At 51.8% G+C, this 12870-nt stretch carries 14 protein-coding genes; 8 read left to right on the top strand and 6 right to left on the bottom strand.

Annotated features, from left to right (window positions below):
- Positions 1–62: 62 nt before the first annotated feature.
- Positions 63–371, bottom strand: a complete 309-nt coding sequence (locus ACH0VJ_RS02210; protein ID WP_000975516.1) for a DUF1161 domain-containing protein — start codon at positions 369–371, stop codon at positions 63–65.
- A gap of 102 nt (positions 372–473) precedes the next feature.
- Between ACH0VJ_RS02210 and ACH0VJ_RS02205 the strand changes: the two genes are divergently transcribed.
- Complete coding sequence (locus ACH0VJ_RS02205; RefSeq protein WP_000743122.1) at positions 474–1184, top strand: YnfC family lipoprotein; 711 nt, start codon at positions 474–476, stop codon at positions 1182–1184.
- A gap of 40 nt (positions 1185–1224) precedes the next feature.
- Here the strand turns inward: ACH0VJ_RS02205 and speG are convergent, their stop codons facing one another.
- Together speG and ACH0VJ_RS02195 are read right to left on the bottom strand one after the other, a co-directional pair.
- On the bottom strand, positions 1225–1785 hold the full coding sequence (speG, locus tag ACH0VJ_RS02200) for a spermidine N1-acetyltransferase (protein ID WP_000199997.1): 561 nt from the start codon (positions 1783–1785) through the stop codon (positions 1225–1227).
- Positions 1786–1820: 35 nt separating this feature from the next.
- Complete coding sequence (locus ACH0VJ_RS02195) at positions 1821–2162, bottom strand: DUF1283 family protein (RefSeq protein ID WP_001066440.1); 342 nt, start codon at positions 2160–2162, stop codon at positions 1821–1823.
- A 152-nt stretch (positions 2163–2314) separates the two neighbouring features.
- Here ACH0VJ_RS02195 and ACH0VJ_RS02190 point away from each other — a divergent pair, with 152 nt between their 5' ends.
- The 5 genes from ACH0VJ_RS02190 (at position 2315) to ACH0VJ_RS02170 (ending at position 8050) form a co-directional block, all read left to right on the top strand.
- Positions 2315–2641 (top strand): YnfA family protein, encoded by a 327-nt coding sequence (locus ACH0VJ_RS02190; RefSeq protein WP_000921389.1) that lies wholly within the window; start codon positions 2315–2317, stop codon positions 2639–2641.
- Between the two features lie 121 nt (positions 2642–2762).
- The gene (gene rspA / locus ACH0VJ_RS02185) at positions 2763–3977 is read left to right on the top strand and encodes a starvation-sensing protein RspA (RefSeq protein WP_000706265.1); all 1215 of its coding nucleotides are present in this window, start codon (positions 2763–2765) and stop codon (positions 3975–3977) included.
- Between the two features lie 10 nt (positions 3978–3987).
- On the top strand, positions 3988–5007 hold the full coding sequence (locus ACH0VJ_RS02180) for a Zn-dependent oxidoreductase (protein WP_000836494.1): 1020 nt from the start codon (positions 3988–3990) through the stop codon (positions 5005–5007).
- A 53-nt stretch (positions 5008–5060) separates the two neighbouring features.
- The gene (locus tag ACH0VJ_RS02175; RefSeq protein WP_114049884.1) at positions 5061–6440 is read left to right on the top strand and encodes an MFS transporter; all 1380 of its coding nucleotides are present in this window, start codon (positions 5061–5063) and stop codon (positions 6438–6440) included.
- Positions 6441–6583: 143 nt separating this feature from the next.
- The gene (locus tag ACH0VJ_RS02170) at positions 6584–8050 is read left to right on the top strand and encodes a mannitol dehydrogenase family protein (RefSeq protein WP_001181261.1); all 1467 of its coding nucleotides are present in this window, start codon (positions 6584–6586) and stop codon (positions 8048–8050) included.
- A 66-nt stretch (positions 8051–8116) separates the two neighbouring features.
- Here ACH0VJ_RS02170 and ydfZ read toward each other — a convergent pair whose 3' ends face one another.
- From ydfZ to ydfG, 3 genes are all read right to left on the bottom strand, one after another.
- A complete protein-coding gene (ydfZ, locus tag ACH0VJ_RS02165) occupies positions 8117–8320 on the bottom strand; it encodes a putative selenium delivery protein YdfZ (RefSeq protein WP_000989267.1) in 204 nt (67 codons plus the stop codon).
- Between the two features lie 180 nt (positions 8321–8500).
- Positions 8501–9187 carry a GntR family transcriptional regulator gene (locus tag ACH0VJ_RS02160; RefSeq protein WP_000215562.1) on the bottom strand — a complete coding sequence of 229 codons (687 nt, stop codon included), beginning with the start codon at positions 9185–9187 and terminating at the stop codon, positions 8501–8503.
- Between the two features lie 129 nt (positions 9188–9316).
- Positions 9317–10063: a bifunctional NADP-dependent 3-hydroxy acid dehydrogenase/3-hydroxypropionate dehydrogenase YdfG gene (ydfG, locus tag ACH0VJ_RS02155; protein WP_000636564.1), complete on the bottom strand. Its 747-nt coding sequence runs from the start codon at positions 10061–10063 to the stop codon at positions 9317–9319.
- Positions 10064–10201: 138 nt separating this feature from the next.
- Between ydfG and dcp the strand changes: the two genes are divergently transcribed.
- Together dcp and ACH0VJ_RS02145 are read left to right on the top strand one after the other, a co-directional pair.
- Positions 10202–12244, top strand: coding sequence for a peptidyl-dipeptidase Dcp (gene dcp / locus ACH0VJ_RS02150; RefSeq protein WP_000106271.1), 2043 nt, complete (start codon positions 10202–10204; stop codon positions 12242–12244).
- 344 nt (positions 12245–12588) lie between these two features.
- Positions 12589–12771, top strand: a complete 183-nt coding sequence (locus tag ACH0VJ_RS02145; RefSeq protein WP_000807643.1) for a general stress protein — start codon at positions 12589–12591, stop codon at positions 12769–12771.
- Positions 12772–12870: the final 99 nt, after the last annotated feature.

Below are 12870 nucleotides of genomic sequence, written 5' to 3'. Positions count from 1 at the left end.
AGTAAGGATTATTAATCCATGTCAAAGAGCGTTACCCTCCGGACCCGGAGGGCAGGAGGAGGTTATTGCGGTTCGGCGGATGAACCGTCCTGAGCGGGAGAGGTATTGGCTGGCGCATTGCCGCTGCTGGTGCGGGTATAAAGAATTTTATGCGTGTCGTTCGCGCAATGGCCCACCACCTGTGAGTCCGGCTGATCGGCCTGGTCGTTAGGAACGATAGTGAGCGTAAAATTATCCGCCGGCACGCCGTTATTGATGATACGTTGTTCGATATCGCTTTTTACTCTCTCGCACGATCCCGGTGCCGCCATTACCAGCGAGGGGGCGCTAACTAACGCCAGAGCGGCTATTGCAGTTGCGATTTTCATCATGAACTCCTGTGATTAAGACGATGTTCTAAGCTTAGCATTTTTCGTGTAAATAACTGTATTTGCTAATATGATGATAAATATCTTTTCATCCTGGTGATACGTGTGAAGAAACCCCTTTTACTGACGTTATTGTGCATGATACTGGCAGGTTGTGATAACCCGAAATCCCTTGAGTCTTTTACGCCAGAAATGGCCAGTTTTTCGAACGAATTTGATTTTGATCCATTACGTGGTCCGGTAAAGGATTTCAGCCAGACATTGATGAGTGAGAATGGCGAAGTGGCGAAGCAGGTCACCGGTACGCTTTCACAGGAAGGCTGCTTTGATACGCTTGAGTTACACGATCTGGAGAATAATACGGGGCTGGCGCTCGTGCTGGATGCCAATTATTACCGGGATGCTCAGACGCTGGAAAAAAAGGTGCAGTTACAGGGGAAGTGCCAGCTGGCGGCGTTGCCTTCGGCGGGCGTGACCTGGGAAACGGACGACAACGGTTTTGTGGTATCGGCGACGGGCAAAGAGATGAAGGTCGAGTACCGCTATGATAGCGAAGGCTATCCGTTAGGTAAGACAACCATAAACTCGCAGAATACGCTCTCTGTGACGGCAAAACCCTCCGCGGACCCGCGTAAAAAGCTGGATTACACGGCAGTCAGCCGGGTGGATGATCGACAGGTCGGCAACGTCACACAGAGCTGCGAATATGATGCGTACGCGAACCCTGTTGACTGCCGGCTTGTTATCGTCGATGAGAGCGTTAAGCCGGCAGTGTCCCACCATTACACCATTAAAAATCGTATCGATTACTACTAAACCGGGCGCGGTGCGACTCTCCGTGACTACCGCGCCGCGTTTACTGCGCGGTGGGTTTCAGGAGCGTAGAACCGGACGTTTTATGTTCATCCAGATACTGCTGCTGGAAGATACACATGCGGATGGTGTTACGGTATTCGCCGTTAATGAAGAACTCATGAATCAGCTCGCCTTCTACTCTAAACCCGAGTTTACGGTAGATGTGAATCGCTTTTTCATTCTCTTTATCGACGATCAAATACAATTTATAGAGATTGAGTACGGTAAATCCGTAATCCATCGCCAGTTTGGCCGCGCGTGACGCCAGGCCTTTTCCCTGGTACTCCGGCGAGATAATAATCTGAAATTCCGCCCGCCGATGCACATGGTTAATTTCCACCAGTTCTACCAGCCCGGCGTTTTCACCATCGCATTCGACGACAAAGCGCCGTTCGCTTTGGTCGTGGATGTGTTTGTCGTAGAGATCCGACAGTTCGACAAAAGCCTCATACGGCTCCTCAAACCAGTAACGCATAACGCTGGCATTATTATCAAGCTGGTGGACAAATCGTAAATCTTCACGCTCAAGCGGGCGCAGTCTGACCTTGTAGTCACTTGTCATACTGTATCCTTACACTTCCTTTTAGTTATCCTGCATCAGGGCGTAATAACGCGACCTGTACGACGATCCAGACACCGCAGCGTATTGGGCTCCCAATAGGCGTTGATGTTGGCACTTTGCTCGCATTTATCGCGGTTATCAAAGGCGGCATCGGCTTTGTCCCACTCTTTTTCTGCGCGGGTATTCACTTTCTGACGCAGACTGCGAGTGTCGTTCCATTGTTCCTTTTCCATCGCCGCTTCCTGACGACTTTGTGCGCTATCTCCCGATTCAATCACCAGTTTACTGGTTTCAGCGAATGCGGAAGTAGTATATACAACGGCCGCCAACGTAAGCATTGCCGTCAGGCACAGGCGTTTGCTCAGCGTATTGTTCATCACAACATCCTTTCATTAGAGGGGAAAAAGCGGTAAACCACCTGTAAATTCTACACCAATCCTTATGCCTGGCATATACACAAGAATGGCCGGATAACCGTAACGATATTCTGTTGTATTATCACTTATCATTTCGTAACCAAATGAATCTCATGCTAAAGACGACTCTGCTTTTCTTTGTCACCGCTCTCTGTGAAATCATTGGATGTTTTCTTCCCTGGCTATGGCTTAAGCGCGGCGCCAGCGTGTGGTGGCTTCTGCCCGCCGCTGCGTCACTTGCGTTATTCGTCTGGCTTTTGACCTTGCATCCGGCGGCGAGTGGGCGGGTTTATGCGGCTTACGGTGGGGTATATGTCTGTACTGCGCTCCTGTGGTTACGTGTTGTCGATGGCGTCCGGCTCACGGTTTATGACTGGTGCGGCGCGCTGATCGCGCTGTGTGGAATGCTGATTATCGTCGTCGGATGGGGACGTACGTAACATTGCCGCGCGACCAGAACATTTTGTGATCTGGCAGCGCTTTTTACATCAATATACTTGTATGGTAGTAGCTCAGTTGGGTAAATTTCCTGCATCCCATAATGCGATGTAAGGAATAAACATGAAGATTGTAGGGGCTGAAGTTTTTGTTACGTGTCCAGGGCGTAACTTCGTCACCTTAAAGATAACCACGGAAGACGGGATCACCGGTCTGGGGGATGCCACCCTGAACGGACGCGAGCTCCCGGTGGCCTCGTACCTTACCGATCACCTGTGCCCACAGCTCATCGGGCGGGATGCTCGCCGCATCGAAGATATCTGGCAGTTCTTCTACAAAGGCGCGTACTGGCGCCGTGGCCCTGTCACCATGTCCGCCATTTCCGCGGTTGATATGGCGCTATGGGATATTAAAGCCAAAGCCGCCAATATGCCGTTGTATCAGTTACTCGGCGGCGCTTCGCGTGAAGGCGTCATGGTGTATTGCCATACCACAGGCCACACCATCGACGATGTGCTGGAAGACTACGCGCGTCATAAAGAGCAAGGGTTCAAAGCAATCCGCGTGCAGTGCGGCGTTCCGGGGATGAAAACCACCTACGGCATGGCGAAAGGCAAGGGGCTGGCCTATGAGCCTGCGACAAAAGGCCAGTGGCCGGAAGAACAGTTGTGGTCAACGGAAAAGTATCTCGATTTTACGCCAAAGCTGTTTGACGCCGTGCGTAATACGTTCGGTTTTAATGAACATCTTCTGCACGATATGCATCACCGACTGACGCCTATTGAGGCTGCCCGCTTTGGCAAATGTATTGAAGACTATCGTTTGTTCTGGATGGAAGATCCGACGCCGGCTGAAAATCAGGCGTGCTTCCGCCTCATCCGCCAGCATACGGTCACGCCGATTGCGGTAGGCGAAGTCTTTAACAGTATCTGGGATTGCAAACAGCTCATTGAAGAGCAATTGATTGACTATATCCGCACCACGCTTACCCATGCTGGTGGTATTACCGGGATGCGCCGCATTGCCGATTTTGCCTCGCTCTACCAGGTGCGTACCGGTTCGCATGGGCCGTCCGATCTGTCGCCGGTTTGTATGGCCGCTGCATTACATTTCGACCTGTGGGTGCCTAACTTTGGCGTACAGGAGTATATGGGCTACTCCGAACAGATGCTGGAGGTTTTCCCGCATAACTGGACGTTCGAGGGCGGCTATATGCATCCGGGCGACAAGCCAGGACTGGGCATTGAGTTCGATGAAAAACTGGCGGCGAAATATCCGTACGATCCAGCCTATTTGCCGGTGGCCCGCCTGGAAGACGGCACACTGTGGAACTGGTAAGGAGCGAAAAATGAAAAGCATCGTAATCGAAAAACCGAATACATTAACTATCGAAACGCGCGCGCTTCCGCAGCCTGCGCCGGGTGAAGTTCGTATTAAAGTGAAACTGGCGGGTATCTGCGGTTCCGACAGTCATATTTATCGGGGACATAATCCCTTTGCAAAATATCCCCGTGTCATAGGCCATGAATTTTTCGGTGTCATCGACGCGGTAGGCGACAACGTCAATCGCGACCGGATAGGAGAACGGGTATCCGTCGATCCGGTGATCAGTTGCGGGCATTGTTACCCTTGTTCAGTCGGTAAACCCAATGTGTGTACCTCGCTGGTGGTGCTGGGCGTGCATCGTGACGGCGGTTTCAGCGAGTATGCGGTGGCGCCGGCCCGTAATGCTCATCGCATACCGGACAACATCGCAGACCATCATGCCGTCATGGTTGAGCCGTTTACCATTGCGGCAAATGTGACGGGGCAGGTGAATCCAACCGAACAGGACGTGGCGCTTATCTATGGCGCAGGCCCGATGGGACTGACGACCGTACAGGCGCTGAAAGGGGTTTATCAGGTTAAAACCGTCATAGTCGTTGATCGCATTGAAGAGCGTTTAGCGATGGCGAAGCAGAGCGGCGCTGACTGGACCCTCAATAATGGTCAACATTCACTGGCGGAATTTCTACAGCAGAAGGCGCTAAAACCGACCTTGATTGTCGATGCCGCCTGTCATCCCGCTATCCTGCAAGAGGCGATTACCCTTGCATCGCCTGCGGCACGCATTGTCCTGATGGGATTTTCCAGCGACCCGTGTGAGATTGTACAGCAGGGTATTACCGGAAAAGAGCTGGCTATTTATTCATCGCGTCTTAATGCCAATAAATTCCCGGTCGTGATTGACTGGCTGAATAAAGGGCTTATTGATCCGGATAAGCTGATAACGCATACATTTGATTATCAACATGTCACCGACGCGATTGAGCTTTTCGAGAAAGACCAGCGTCAATGCTGCAAAGTCTTACTCACGTTTGCGAAATAATATAAATAATTGCGAGTAAGTGGTACGCATCTTACCTCTTAGAGATTGCCTATATGACACAAATAAAGCATGAACGATCGACTCAGGATTTAGTGCGCGCTGCCGTATCTGGCTGGTTAGGCACCGCGCTTGAATTTATGGATTTTCAGTTATATTCACTAGGCGCGGATCTGGTCTTCCATGAGATATTTTTCCCGGAACAGTCTGCCGCGATGGCGCTTATTCTGGCAATGGGCACCTATGGTGCAGGTTATATAGCCAGAATCATCGGCGCCTTTGTTTTTGGTAAAATGGGCGACCGCATCGGACGAAAAAAAGTATTGTTTATTACCATCACCATGATGGGGATCTGCACCACGCTGATTGGCGTACTGCCGACGTATGCGCAAATCGGCATTTTTGCGCCAGTATTACTGGTAACATTGCGAATTATACAGGGGCTGGGCGCCGGGGCGGAAATTTCCGGCGCGGGTACTATGCTGGCCGAGTATGCGCCGAAAGGAAAGCGTGGCATCATTTCCTCGCTGGTCGCGATGGGCACCAACTGCGGTACGTTGAGCGCGACGGCGATCTGGGCGGTGATGTTCTTTGCGCTTGAACGCGAACAACTGATCGCCTGGGGATGGCGTATTCCTTTCCTGGCGAGCGTCGTTGTCATGATATTCGCGATCTGGCTGCGAATGAATTTGAAAGAAAGTCCGGTATTCGAAAAAGTAAGCGAAGGCGAAAAATCGCCAGCGTTAACGCCTGCGTCAGAAAATACATTGGGCGCGATGTTTACCAGCAAATCTTTCTGGCTGGCCACCGGTTTACGTTTTGGGCAGGCGGGGAATTCTGGGCTTATTCAAACCTTCCTTGCCGGATATTTAGTTCAGACGTTATTATTTAACAAATCTATCCCAACCGATGCGTTAATGATAAGTTCCGTAATTGGTTTTATCACTATCCCACTCTTGGGGTGGTTGTCCGATAAATACGGTCGTCGGCTGCCGTATATAATATTGAATATCTCCGCGATTATTCTCGCCTGGCCGATGCTGTCTATTGTGGTAGATAAAACGTATAGCCCTGGCGTAATTATGGCGGCGCTCATTGTTATTCATAACTTTGCCGTGCTGGGATTATTTGCGCTGGAAAACATCACCATGGCGGAAATTTTCGGATCGCGTAATCGCTTCACCCGGATGGCGATTTCAAAAGAGGCAGGGGGCCTGGTGGCGGTCGGTTTTGGCCCCGTCCTCGCAGGGATCTTTTGTAACATGACCGATTCCTGGCTGCCCATCTTAATTATGCTGGTGCTCTACTCGTGTATTGGTCTGATTTCTGCGCTGTTGATGCCGGAGGTCAGAGATCGCGACCTGAGTTTGCCTGAGGATGCGGCGGAAGCGACAGCGGCAGAGAAGTTACGCCACTCCGCAACCCAGACGAGTTAAATCGTGTCGACGGTATGGCCGGAACGCTAATGCGGTTTCGGCCATGCTGTCCGGTCACTTTTGTTTAATTAGCGTAAATCCAAATGCACCAGGGCAGGCGTTACCCTGCGACTGCTCCGCTTTCAGAATATAGAGGTTATAAAATGCAAAACAGGCTTTTATCGGCAAAGGCGACGCTTCCTGATTACGATCGCGCGGCGCTGGCGGCGCGGATGGTCCATCTCGGTTTTGGCGCGTTTCATCGCGCGCATCAGGGGGTTTATACAGATATTCTGGCTGCGGAGCAGCATAGCGACTGGGGCTATTATGAGGTTAATCTTATTGGCGGCGAACAGCAGATTGCCGATCTAAAGCAGCAGGATAACCTCTATACCGTGGCGGAGATGTCGGCGGAAGCCTGGACGGCGCGTGTGGTGGGCGTCGTCAAAGCGGCGTTGCATGTTCAGGTTGATGGTCTGGAACGTGTGCTGGCGGCGATGTGCGAACCGCAAATAGCGATTGTGTCTCTGACCATTACCGAGAAAGGGTATTGTCATTCGCCAGCCACGGGCCAACTTCTGCTGGAACATCCCATGATTGCCGCCGACCTGCAAAATCCGCATCAACCGCTAACGGCACCGGGTATTATTGTCGAAGCGTTAGCGCGTCGTAAAGCCGCAGGCTTACCGGCATTTACCGTGATGTCCTGCGACAACATGCCGGAAAATGGGCATGTGACGCGTCAGGTTGTGACGGCTTACGCCCGGGAGGTGGATGCGGAACTGGCGATATGGATCGAGCAAAACGTGACATTTCCGTCAACCATGGTTGATCGGATTGTCCCTGCGGTCACGCCGGAGACGCTGGATAAAATCGAACAACTGACCGGCGTGCGCGATCCGGCGGGCGTCGCCTGCGAACCGTTTCGTCAGTGGGTGATAGAAGATACGTTTGTGGCGGGGCGTCCGCAGTGGGAAAACGCGGGCGCGACGTTGGTCGCCGACGTGGTTCCGTTTGAAGAGATGAAACTGCGAATGCTTAACGGCAGTCATTCATTCCTGGCTTATCTGGGGTATCTTGCCGGCTATCAGCATATTAATGACTGCATGGCTGACGACAACTATCGTCTGACCGCGCAGGCGTTAATGTTACGCGAGCAGGCGCCCACGCTGAAAGTCCAGGGGGTAGATTTACAGCGTTATGCCGATCAGTTGATTGCGCGTTACCGTAATCCGGCGCTGCGTCATCGTACCTGGCAGATTGCGATGGATGGCAGCCAGAAACTTCCGCAGCGTATGCTGGACTCCGTTCGCTGGCATCTTGCTAATCATAGCGATTTTGATTTGCTGGCGCTGGGCGTGGCGGGGTGGATGCGTTACGTTGGCGGCGTGGATGAGCAGGGCAAGGCGATCGACGTCAGCGATCCGCTATTGCCGGTTATTCAGCGCGCCGTGGCAAACAGTGAAGAAGGCGCAAGTCGTGTTAAGGCGCTGCTGGGAATGGCAGAAATTTTCGGCAACGATTTGCCGCAGGCGGCGCGGTTTACGCAAAAAGTGCAAGAAGCCTATGACAGTTTACTGACATATGGCGCGAAAGCGAGCGTGGCGAAATATGCCGAGCGGTTGAAGTAGCGCAACAGAGACCCGGTAGCATTATGCTACCGGGAAGGCCGGAGCGGTTCTTAGCGGCCAGTAGTATCAGTTCATGCCAAGACGAATCAGTTCGACCGGCGCGAATTTACCTTCACAACCTTCGACAATCACCGTTTTGCCGCGGCGAATTTGACCTGCATCCAGACCTTCGCTCTCAATGGCTTTGATAATCCCGGTATGACCCGTGCCGCTTATCATGACCCGGCTACCGGTAGTGATTGCGTTACGGTTACGATCGTATGTCATCATGGTGTTTTCTCCTTTCAAACTTACTGCCAAAGCCCGCAGGTTTCCCCGCATGACGGGCGACATATAAATACGCTTATCGTTGCGAATTTTTTTTGTTTTTGATCAAGCTCACGGCTTTTTAGGCGGGAATGTGCAGGGTGAGAAAGCGGAGAAGGCGTCTCACCCCGACGTTAAAGGGGGTTAGTCTTCGCTAAACCAGCCGCTGTTTTCCTGACGGATAAGCTGAACGGATTCGCTAATTTCCTGCAAATGCTGGGTCATGGCGCTCTCAACCGCATTGCCGTCACGATTTTCCAGCGCGGAGAAAATATCATGGTGCTGGCGCAACAACATCTCCGGCGGAGAAACATGATCCAGACTCATATAGCGAACCCGGTCGATTGTCGCTTTGATATTTTCAATGGTATCCCACGCTAACTGGCAATCGGCGATCTGCGCCAGTTTTTGGTGGAAATCGTCATCAAGCTGGAAAAAATCATCAATCTGTTTGCGCTCGATGGCAATATGTTGCAGGTGCAGGTTTTGCGCCAGTTGATAGCACTGGTTGTCGGTGATCATCGCCGCCGCACGGCGGACCACCGCGCATTCGATCGCCTGCCGTACAAAACAGCCATTCTGTACCTGAGAAAGCGAAATCTTATTCACATAACTACCGCGCTGAGGGCGGATCTGAATCAACCCATTTTCCGCCAGCTTTATAAAAGCCTCGCGCACCGGTTGACGCGAAACGTTAAAACGGGTTGAGACCTCTTTTTCTGATAGCGGCGTGCCAGGCGGGATCAGGCAATGCACGATATCACGCCGAAGAATACGGTAAATTTGCTGGTTGACAGGCTGTGTAGGGTTAAGCTGCGTTTCGACGGTCATTCATTCTTACTTTTTAGGCGGTTGACCCGGATACTCTACCACTTTTCCGTGGCGGTCTATACCGATCATGTTTCTGGTTGCAGATACGTTTGCCAGGGATTACCCGGCCCGCAGACCGGGTATAACCCCTTAGCTACGGTGGACGCTGAGCCCTGCGAAGGATTGGGTAACAGGCATCATTTCAACGGTATTAATATTCACATGCGCGGGGAGTGTGGCCACCCACCATACCGCTTCGGTAATGTCTTCTGGCGTGAGCGCGGTGGTATTTTCGTAGGTTTTACCCGCTTTCTCATCGTCGCCTTTGAAACGGACGCTGGAAAACTCGGTACCGCCAACCAGACCCGGTTCAATGTCGGTCACGCGAACCGCCGTGCCGTGTAAATCCGTGCGCAAATTCAGGCTAAACTGGCGCACAAAGGCTTTCGTCGCGCCATAGACGTTGCCACCAGCATAAGGCCAACTGCCGGCGGTTGAACCGATGTTAATGATATGACCGCGATTACGTTCGACCATTCCTGGCAGCACGGCGCGGGTCATATAAATTAAGCCTTTATTATTAGTATCGATCATAGTTTCCCAGTCTTCTACGCTGGCTTTATGCGCCGGTTCAAGACCCAGCGCCAGACCGGCGTTATTGACCAGCACATCAATATCGCGCCACTGCGCAGGCAGAGAGGCCATCATCTCTTCGATGGCCGCGCGGTTGCGCACGTCCAGTTGGGCGGTCAATACGTTCTCGCCAAGCTCATCTTTTAACGCTTGCAGGCGTTCATGACGACGTCCCGTGGCAATGACTTTATGTCCATTCTCAACAAAACGGCGTGCAATGCACTCGCCAAACCCTGCGGTTGCTCCAGTTACTAAAACGATCATCACACAGTTCCTCAACGCTTTTTGTGTTGTATTACCATAGCACGCGGCGTTTATGAAAGGGTAATCCTGGTTAACACGGTTGCGGTCAGCATAGGGGGAAGCTTACTCTTATGATCAACCTATTTTCAGGAGTGAAAAATGTCGACGAATCCTTTGTTAGACCAGAGTATGTTGCCTTATCAGGCACCGCGTTTTGATCGGATCAAAGATTGCCATTATCGTCCTGCTTTTGATGAGGGCGTGCGGCAAAAACGCGTGGAAATCGAGGCCATCGTCAATCATCCGGCGGCCCCTGACTTTACGAATACGCTTCTGGCGCTGGAGCAAAGTGGGGCGCTTCTGTCACGCGTCACCAGCGTTTTTTTCGCGATGACGGCCGCGCACACTAACGATGAACTCCAGCGGTTGGATGAGGCCTTTTCTGCCGAGCTGGCGGCGCTCTCCAACGATATTTATCTGAATAGCGCGTTATTCGCTCGCGTGGACGCCGTCTGGCAACAGCGTCACTCACTGGGGCTGGATGATGAGTCGCTACGGTTGGTCGATGTTATCCATCAGCGTTTTGTGTTGGCAGGCGCGCAGCTTGCCGAAGAGGATAAAGCGCGACTGAAGGTATTGAATACTGAATCCGCGACCTTAATGAGTCAGTTTAATCAGCGTCTGCTGGCGGCAAGTAAAGCGGGCGGGCTGGCGGTAGATGACGCGCATTGCCTGGCAGGATTAAGCCCGGAAGAAATGACCGTCGCTGCTGAAGCGGCGCGTGAAAAAGGCCTGGAGGAGCGCTGGTTCATTCCGCTCCTTAATACGACGCAACAGCCTGCGCTTGCTACGCTGCGCGATCGCCAGACCCGCGAAAATTTATTCGCAGCGTCATGGACTCGGGCGGAAAAAGGAGATGTCCACGATACCCGCGCTATCGTTCAGCGTCTGGTAGAGATTCGTCGCTGTCAGGCAAAACTGCTGGGTTTCCCCAATTATGCCGCATGGAAAATGGCCGATCAGATGGCGAAAACGCCGCAAGCCGCACTGAGCTTTATGCGTGGCATTGTGCCGCCAGCGCGTCAGCGTGTACTCAATGAACAGGCGGAAATTCAGAACGTCATTGATGGTGAGCAGGGCGGCTACACCGTTCAGGCCTGGGACTGGATGTTCTATGCCGAACAGGTACGGCGGGAAAAATATGCGTTAGATGAAGCGCAACTGAAGCCCTATTTTGCCTTAAATACGGTGTTGCAAGAGGGGGTTTTCTGGACCGCCAACCAGCTATTCGGCATCACCTTCGTCGAGCGTTTTGACATTCCGGTGTATCACCCTGATGTTCGGGTGTGGGAGATTTTCGACTCCGATGGTGTCGGCATGGCGTTATTTTATGGCGACTTCTTCGCGCGGGACTCGAAAAGCGGCGGCGCGTGGATGGGGAATTTTGTCGAGCAATCCACACTCAATGAAACCCGGCCCGTTATATACAATGTATGTAACTATCAGAAACCGGTTGATGGGCAGCCTGCATTACTGCTTTGGGACGACGTTATTACGCTCTTCCATGAGTTTGGTCATACGTTACATGGTTTGTTTGCCGTTCAGCGCTATGCCACGCTTTCAGGTACCAATACGCCCCGCGACTTTGTCGAGTTTCCCTCCCAGATTAATGAGCATTGGGCGAGCCATCCACGTGTGTTCGAACGCTACGCGCGTCATGTCGACAGCGGTGAAAAAATGCCTGCTGATTTACAGGAAAAAATGCGCAAGGCGAGTTTATTTAATAAAGGTTACGATATGACTGAATTGCTCGGCGCCGCATTGCTGGATATGCGCTGGCATATGCTGGAGGAGAGCGTAGCAGAGCAGTCTGTCGCTGAGTTCGAGCAGCAGGCGCTGGCCGCCGAGCATCTTGATTTACCGGCAGTGCCGCCCCGCTATCGCAGTAGTTATTTTGCCCATATCTTCGGCGGCGGCTACGCAGCGGGATACTACGCCTACCTGTGGACGCAAATGTTAGCGGATGACGGTTATCAATGGTTTGTAGAGCAGGGCGGCCTGACGCGTGAAAACGGGCAGCGTTTTCGTGATGCTATCCTTTCCCGGGGGAATAGTACTGATTTAGAAACGCTTTATTCAGCCTGGCGTGGACATGAACCGCATATTGACCCCATGTTGCAATATCGTGGGCTCGATCGCTAAGCTGATACGGTTGTTCGGCACTGTCGAACAACCGCCTGAAAATGAATCCTGCACTTCTGATGACAGCCAGTTAAATTTATGGGGTTAAGTTGTCTGAATATAACAAGGGCGTGCATTCGGATTTTTCTACTTATTTTCCCGTGGTGGCTTGATTGCCAAAGATTTATTACCGCTTCGCTGTTGATGTTTTCAAAAAATATATTTTCCGCCACGCATCGGAATTATGTAAATAATGCAGAAATGAATTTGACACTGCGCACAGGGCGACTAGATTTAGAACTGTATCACATGATATGAGAAGACATATCATATTTAAAACGCAACATCATCATGAGGATTATATTATGGCAGAACATCGCGGCGGTTCCGGTAATTTTGCAGAAGATAAACAGAAAGCCTCAGAAGCAGGTCGTAAAGGCGGCCAGCATAGCGGTGGGAACTTTAAAAACGACCCACAGCGTGCATCTGAAGCGGGTAAAAAAGGTGGCCAGAACAGCCACAGTGGCGGACGGAAATCCGGCAATTAATTTTACTGCTGATATTTCGTAAATATATTCTGAAATATTGCACATACGATGCGGGCCATAGGCTCGCATTTTTTTATTCTGACCGGGAGTTATTCTGAC

The sequence above is a fragment of the Salmonella sp. 2020_1459 genome (assembly GCF_043847915.1).
In the GTDB taxonomy this organism is placed as follows: Bacteria; Pseudomonadota; Gammaproteobacteria; order Enterobacterales; family Enterobacteriaceae; genus Salmonella; species Salmonella enterica.
Note: the sequence above shows the minus strand (reverse complement) of the source record. Positions and strands in the feature narration are given on the sequence as shown.